Source organism: Psychrobacter sp. AOP7-B1-24, from assembly GCF_052376215.1.
Lineage (GTDB): Bacteria > Pseudomonadota > Gammaproteobacteria > Pseudomonadales > Moraxellaceae > Psychrobacter.
This window is the reverse complement of record NZ_JBQSVL010000037.1, coordinates 22,131-29,132: the sequence shown is the minus strand read 5'-3', so window position 1 is coordinate 29,132 and position 7,002 is coordinate 22,131. Positions and strand designations below refer to the sequence as shown.

Below are 7,002 nucleotides of genomic sequence, written 5' to 3'. Positions count from 1 at the left end.
TTGTAGTTGCTCAAACCCCCTTTAAAACAGATGTTTTTTATGGATTAATGTTTGTTATTAATGTAATGTAAACAGATATTGCTTTGATGACGAAACTAGCCTATGATGTAACCAACTTAATACAATTAATATAAACATTTATAAAATCAATAATATACCAGACTGGTTTGATGCTTCTTAAAGTCTTGTCTCTATGTTTTTTCTAAAGTTAGTATGGTTGTCTTAGCTGCATTTATCTAAAAATAGGGAGAGGGGAGTTGTCAACAATCAACGATTCGACAAATCCAGTAACGACAGGTCTTTGCCAGTTTGTATATATAAGTAAAATTACATCGACTGGCCTTTCAAGCCCTAGTACGCTTAATGACATCTCGGAGGGTTCTATTGCACGTAATAGGGCTGATAACATCACGGGCATTCTCTGTTATGGTAATGGCTACTTCTTGCAGTATATAGAAGGTTCAGAGCAGGATCTAACCAACCTGAAAAATCGTCTATTAGTAGACGGAAGACATAAAGAGCTGCAGATTTTAGATTTTTCAGAAATTAGCAAGCGCCGTTTTACAGATTGGTCACTACGTTCAGTTACGCTTGAGCGTTGGATGATGAAAGAGCCAGAACTGAAAAAGTTTATGCCATTCCAGCCGTATGAATGGGCCCCAAATGAATGGCCAGCGTTTTTAGATATTCTACAAGGGTATTATGAAGAACAAGTAAGAATTGGCAATATTGACACACCGCCTATCAAGTACAGCACACTAGGTGTGACATTGAGCAAGGTGATTGGTCAACATCAAGCGTTCTTTTTGATTCAAACTGTACTTGGACTAATGATCATTCTGACAGTGCTATGGTTGGTATTATCAGATAAAGTTTGATAGCTATTTTTATGATAGACACTACAATGTTAGGCATTAGCCCTTAAAAAGGATAGCGTGTTAAAATTTAAGCATAAAAAAACCCCACTCATAATATTTTATGAGTGGGGTTTTTGGTGGTTTACTTATTAGTCTTATCAGATACTTTAATGTATCTTTGCTAACAAGTGACGCCAAATAGTGGCGTCCCCAGGGGGATTCGAACCCCCGTTACCGCCGTGAAAGGGCGGTGTCCTAGGCCTCTAGACGATGGGGACTAGTACAACGCTTCAGCTGCTTTCACCATTTATGCCGAAGTGGTGCGTATTCTAATGGCGTCTGCGTTTTCTGTCAAGCCTTTTTTTTCGTCTTTTTAAAATTAAATATCTTTTTTTGATTGCGCGGCGAGGATGTAAGTCTTTACGCTTTAAATGGTAGCGAATCCATAAAGAAGTACAAGCGCTAATGGTCAACGCGAGTAGCATATAACCGATGATAGTTCCCCATAATTTTAATTGTGGATCCATGATAAAGTCCCTTCTATTGAGCCTCGTAGCATTTACAACATTTGCTATCAAGGTAGCGTGGGCAACTTAAACCATCTATAGGATACAACGACACCATCTCAGAGTGCATTGTTATAGGTTGACGGCTCGTTTATGGGTTGTGAATCATTTTAAGTCAGTCACACTCAGTCGTTAAACGAGGGGGGTGTCGGTCATGATACCAATCATATCCCTATTGATTGTAAAATCAAGATGTTAAAGTCATCAAGTATTACAAATAGCACTATTATGAGCGGTTGGCAATATAGGATATGTGACTTACTGACTGTCACTGTCAGACAATTCATCCGCACTGTCTTCGTTATGCATTGCATTCGCTAGCATCGGATAGTGGTTAAGAATATGACAAAACAGCTCAGCAGTCTTTTGCGTATCATATAGTGCAGAGTGAGCGTCTTTGCCATCAAAATCTAGTCCTGCTGCTTTACAAGCACGTGCTAATACGGTTTGACCAAATGCCAGCGCAGATAATGTCACGGTGTCAAATACTGAAAAATTATGGAATGGATTGTGGTTTTTGCTATTGGTACGTAGCACGGCAGCATTTAAAAAGGCTAGGTCAAAATGGGCATTGTGTCCTATCAATACGCATTGACGACATTCTTCGCTACGGCGCACTTCCTTTAAACCCTTAAAAATACGGCGTAACGCAGTTTTTTCATCTTCAGCAATGGCTTTACGCAGTGGGTTGTTTGGATCGATACCTGTGAAAGAGAGAGCACTTGGCTCTAAATTTGCGCCTTCAAAAGGTTCAACATGGGCATTGAATGCTTCGCCTGGATAAAACAAACCTTGCTCATTCAGTAGCACTGGAATACAGGCAATTTCTAATAAAGCATCTGTTTGTGCATTAAAACCTGCTGTTTCAACATCGACGACGACAGGCAAAAATTTACGAAAACGCTCTTTTAAACGCATTGGGGTTTGTTCGTCTGTTGCAGCATCATTTTGAGTGGTCATATAAAGTTAAATCACTTTTATCAGTCATAAAGTCAATTTAATATAAAAGAATGACAGCGCTAACCTCGCTTGAGATGTCACATCTACCTACTGAGATTAGTCGCTTTGATCTTATTTTAAATTGAATCAACAATACGGTTATATTTAGTTAAACAACAAGCATCTGATGATGGATGTCACACTGCCTATTACAAAGACAGGGTGTCCATCATAGAGTTAAAGATAGAGCGTTCTGCGGTATTTGCTTTATGCTTTAATAGACCAAGGCAGCATCTCACCTGCCATGAGTGGGGTCACAGTGCCACCGTCAAAGTAGGGATAAGCGATTGGGACTTGCATAGGCGTATTAACAAGGGTGATAGTACTCTCATTTAATGGCATACCATAAAATTGGGCGCCAAAGCGACTGGCAAAACCCTCTAGCTTATCTATTTTACCAACACTATCAAAAGCAGTGGCATACAGTGACAAAGCGTGAGCAGCGCTATAGCAACCAGCACAACCACAAGCAGCTTCTTTCTTATCTGTCGCATGTGGCGCAGAGTCAGTGCCTAAAAAGAATTTTGGACTACCACTGGTTGCAACATCTAATAATACTTTTTGGTGACTTTCACGCTTTAAGATAGGCAAGCAATAAAAATGCGGTTTGATACCACCAACCAATAAGTGATTACGGTTAAACATCAAATGCTGCGGCGTGATAGTAGCAGCAATGTTATTACCTTGAGCCAATACAAAGTCAGCTGCATCACTGGTGGTAATATGTTCGACGACAATTTTTAATGCAGGGAATTTGGCGATTATTTGAGCAAGCACTTCGTCTAAAAACCGTTTTTCACGGTCAAAAATATCTACATGGTTTTGAGTGACTTCACCGTGTATGAGTAAAGGCATGTTGTATTTTTCTAGCGCATCAAACACATCGACGCAGGCATTTATATCTGTCACGCCATCAGTAGAGTTGGTAGTGGCACCCGCAGGATAAAGTTTAACGGCTTGTACGATACCTGATTTGGCTGCCATCTCGATATCGTGTGCGGTAGTTTTATCTGTTAGGTATAAAGTCATACGTGGATCAAACGCCGTTTTGCGCTCAGTGCTCAAATCGCTAGCTTCAAGATGAGCCATGATACGTGAGCGGTAAGCTAAGGCGTCATCGACATTCTTGACGGGCGGTACTAGGTTTGGCATGCAAATGACACGATTAAAGCTATTTGCTGCATGCGGTACTGTTGTACTTAGGGCATTACCGTCGCGTAAGTGAATATGCCAGTCATCTGGTTGAAGGATGGTCAACTCTCTAATCGAATCAGTCATAATGTTATAGCGCTCTATGTCGTCATATACAGGAAGTAAAAGGGAGTAGTACTATGTTGCTATCATAACAGATTTGCCCACTTGACTAAATATGCAGCTAACTATCTATCTATGCATAATTTATGACTCGCTCTGTGAGATGATTAGAATATTTGCTTATATACTATTAGAGTGTGACTATATCGTCATCAAGAGGTTCTTTTGTAAGAATAAGGAAAACCTTATATATCCAGTATTTAAGTCGAAACCTTGCCGCCTTAGGGCAGTTGTACTTTTGCCCATAGCAAATATGATGTACACTGAGCAGGTAATTTATCTTTTGATTTTATCTTAACGTTGCTACTAAAACTAAATGCTCATAATAGGAGTTATTCATGGCTCAACTTGATCCAAAAAATATTAATAAAATCGTTTTGGCCTATTCTGGAGGCCTTGATACCTCTATCATCGCTAAATGGCTACAAGAAACCTATGATGCAGAAGTCATTACTTTTACCGCTGATATCGGTCAAGGTGAAGAAGTTGAGCCGGCACGTGCTAAAGCGAAAGCTATGGGTATCAAGCATATTCACATCGAAGATTTGCGTGAAGAGTTTGCCCGTGATTATGTGTTTCCAATGTTCCGTGCCAATGCTATCTACGAAGGTGAGTACTTGCTCGGTACTTCTATCGCACGTCCGTTGATTGCCAAGCGTTTGGTAGAAATTGCCAAAGAACATAATGCTGATGCTATTAGTCATGGCGCAACTGGTAAAGGAAACGACCAAGTGCGTTTTGAGCTTGGTGCTGTTGCCTTATCACCAGATGTGGTCACCATTGCTCCTTGGCGTGAGTGGGACTTGTCTAGCCGTGAAAGTTTGATGGAATATGCTAAAGAGCATGACATTGCAATTGATTATGCGGGCAATAAGAAAAAATCTCCGTATTCAATGGATGCCAATCTTTTGCATATCTCTTATGAAGGCGGCATTTTAGAAGATCCGTATGCTGAAGCAGAAGAAGATATGTGGCGCTGGTCAGTCAGTCCAGAACAAGCACCTGACGAAGCGCAGTATCTAGAGTTGGAATACAAAAAAGGTGATATCGTTGCTATCGATGGTGAAGCACTCAAGCCTTTTGAAGTGATGATTAAGCTAAATGAGCTTGGTGGTAAGCACGGTATTGGCCGTTTGGATATCGTAGAAAACCGTTACGTTGGTATGAAGTCACGTGGTTGCTATGAGACACCAGCTGGTACGATTATGCTAAAAGCGCATCGCGGTATTGAGTCGTTGACTCTTGATCGTGAAGCAGCGCATCTAAAAGACGAGTTGATGCCACGCTATGCTAAAACTATCTATAATGGCTATTGGTTCAGCCCTGAACGTGTCATGTTGCAAGAGCTAATCGACAAGTCTCAAGAGTACGTCAACGGTACCGTACGTGTGAAACTATATAAAGGTAGTGTTAGTGTTGTAGGTCGTAAGTCAGACGATTCATTGTTTGATGAAAAAATCGCAACGTTTGAGGATGATGCTGGTGCTTATGATCAAAAAGATGCGGAAGGATTTATCCGTCTAAATGGCCTACGTCTAGCTATCGAAGCCAGCCGTGGTCGCGATTTATCAAAATAACACCAAACCTAAAAGATGGGTCAGTGTAATCTTATTTGATTGTTTATAGTTAAATAAGAAATTAAATGGTAAACAAAAAAACAGAGGTCTATATTTATAGTGCCTCTGTTTTTTATTGTTGATAAGAGCTTATTAAGGTGTGTTTGATATTCACAAATAGGCACTGCTGATTATTAATGATTACTAAAGCGGCTTCAGACAAGGCGTAAAAAGAGGGTCATACACATGCCTTAACGAGGTTTCTAGTCACTATTTTTATCTTTCATTAACGTCTTATGGACGGTCATTACTAGATAGTGACTATTTGGTCTTAGTTACTCGGTTTTTTCTGCCTCTGCACTATCATCATCGTCTACTCTTACGATGGCTACATCTTGTGACTGGCGTTCTTCAACAGCTTCTTGCTCTAATACTTCTTCTACTGCAAGCTTAGTACCATCAGCTTTTTTTACCTGGTACTTAAAGGTTGCAAGTGCTCCCAATATACTGATAACTAGAATGATAATGATAATAACAGGATTTTTCCAAAGTGGCGTTGTTGGCTCATACTCAATCGGTTTTTCACTAATCGTCGTGGGAGTGTTGTCGCTATTACCGCCGATTAGTCCGAGGCTAACCAAAGGTGGTTTTGGCGGATTAATAGGTTCAGATGTAATCCGTAACCGGTTTCGACTAAGATAGATGTCAGAGATTTTTGCGAGCTGTAATAACCAACGTTGATGTGGCAAGGCAATATCGTGCATTTCTGCAAATACTAGCATGTCATTATGGCGCCCTTGCTGCAGGTTGTCTGGTGAGCGACCAATGGCTTTTAAATAGTTACCTGTTGCCAGCTGCATGTCTTGTACGGGTTCATGGTTTTCAGGTTTGAAAGCCGTCAGCTCGTACCAGTAAGGGTCAAAAGGCGGGGGAGTGCTTGATAGCTGCTCTATACTTAAAAGGTCAATATCTGCAGAGTCTTTTGTTTCTATAGAGTTTTCAGCGGTTGCTATAGCCTCTTGGCTCTCATTATTTGCCAGTTCGGTTGACAAGTTTTCGGGTTCATTGACGGTAAACCGAGCTGATGATAAAAACTGTGGCTGTAATGCAAACCACTTGTTGATTTCATCATTATCAAGTTGACTATATTCTGCCAAAATAGCCAGCTCACGGAGTACAACCACGCATAAAGATGTCAGTAAAATTTGGATTTGTTGTGTCGTTGTATCTACTTGTTTGGCGATATAATCGCTCGCTTTAATGACTCGCGCATTATCATAAAATATGGCATCTGCAGCATCGTGGCGATGATATAGCGCTGCACTAATGGTTGCAAAATTCATAGAATTATACTGTCGCAGTTCTTTGACAGCACCACGTCCAAACAGCTTTTTGCTTACTGTTTGACCATCTTGGTGTTGCTGATACGCAAGTAGCGCGCTAATAATTGCCTGTAAACTGGCATCCATGGCTAAACGCGCTTGTGGCAAAGAAAGCTTTGCGGTATCTGCCAATAATGACACCATAGGTATGGTATCTTGATATAGAAAATCATACATCGACACACGTGTCGGTGAAATAGTCGTCATAATCTGCTAGCATCAAAAAGTGTGCCTCTATATTACGGTGCCAAAAGCCTTGATACAATCCCTTAATACTAGAAATTTTTAATCATTTTGTTTGAGATGTATCATCCTATGATCTATGTAC

The 7,002-nt window shown here is 40.5% G+C and carries 6 protein-coding genes and 1 tRNA gene; 2 read left to right on the top strand and 5 right to left on the bottom strand.

The window, feature by feature from the left end; all coding sequences use genetic code 11:
- Positions 1 to 257 precede the first annotated feature (257 nt).
- Complete coding sequence (locus ACT3QP_RS08995) at positions 258 to 878, top strand: BLUF domain-containing protein (RefSeq protein WP_444525245.1); 621 nt, start codon at positions 258 to 260, stop codon at positions 876 to 878.
- Between the two features lie 181 nt (positions 879 to 1,059).
- On the opposite strand, the gene ACT3QP_RS08990 is transcribed toward ACT3QP_RS08995, so the two are convergent.
- The 4 genes from ACT3QP_RS08990 to pyrC all read right to left on the bottom strand — a co-directional run bounded on the left by ACT3QP_RS08990 (position 1,060) and on the right by pyrC (position 3,700).
- Positions 1,060 to 1,135: transfer RNA gene (locus tag ACT3QP_RS08990), tRNA-Glu, on the bottom strand.
- A 51-nt stretch (positions 1,136 to 1,186) separates the two neighbouring features.
- A complete protein-coding gene (locus ACT3QP_RS08985; protein ID WP_192518181.1) occupies positions 1,187 to 1,384 on the bottom strand; it encodes a hypothetical protein in 198 nt (65 codons plus the stop codon).
- 297 nt (positions 1,385 to 1,681) lie between these two features.
- A complete protein-coding gene (gene rnt, locus ACT3QP_RS08980) occupies positions 1,682 to 2,383 on the bottom strand; it encodes a ribonuclease T (protein ID WP_444525244.1) in 702 nt (233 codons plus the stop codon).
- Positions 2,384 to 2,629: 246 nt separating this feature from the next.
- Positions 2,630 to 3,700, bottom strand: a complete 1,071-nt coding sequence (gene pyrC, locus ACT3QP_RS08975) for a dihydroorotase (protein ID WP_444525243.1) — start codon at positions 3,698 to 3,700, stop codon at positions 2,630 to 2,632.
- A gap of 374 nt (positions 3,701 to 4,074) precedes the next feature.
- On the opposite strand from pyrC, the gene ACT3QP_RS08970 reads away from it, so the two are divergent.
- Entirely contained in the window at positions 4,075 to 5,313 is a 1,239-nt protein-coding gene (locus tag ACT3QP_RS08970) for an argininosuccinate synthase (protein WP_444525242.1), read from the top strand.
- A gap of 314 nt (positions 5,314 to 5,627) precedes the next feature.
- On the opposite strand, the gene ACT3QP_RS08965 is transcribed toward ACT3QP_RS08970, so the two are convergent.
- Positions 5,628 to 6,881 (bottom strand): hypothetical protein, encoded by a 1,254-nt coding sequence (locus ACT3QP_RS08965; RefSeq protein WP_444525241.1) that lies wholly within the window; start codon positions 6,879 to 6,881, stop codon positions 5,628 to 5,630.
- Positions 6,882 to 7,002 lie beyond the last annotated feature (121 nt).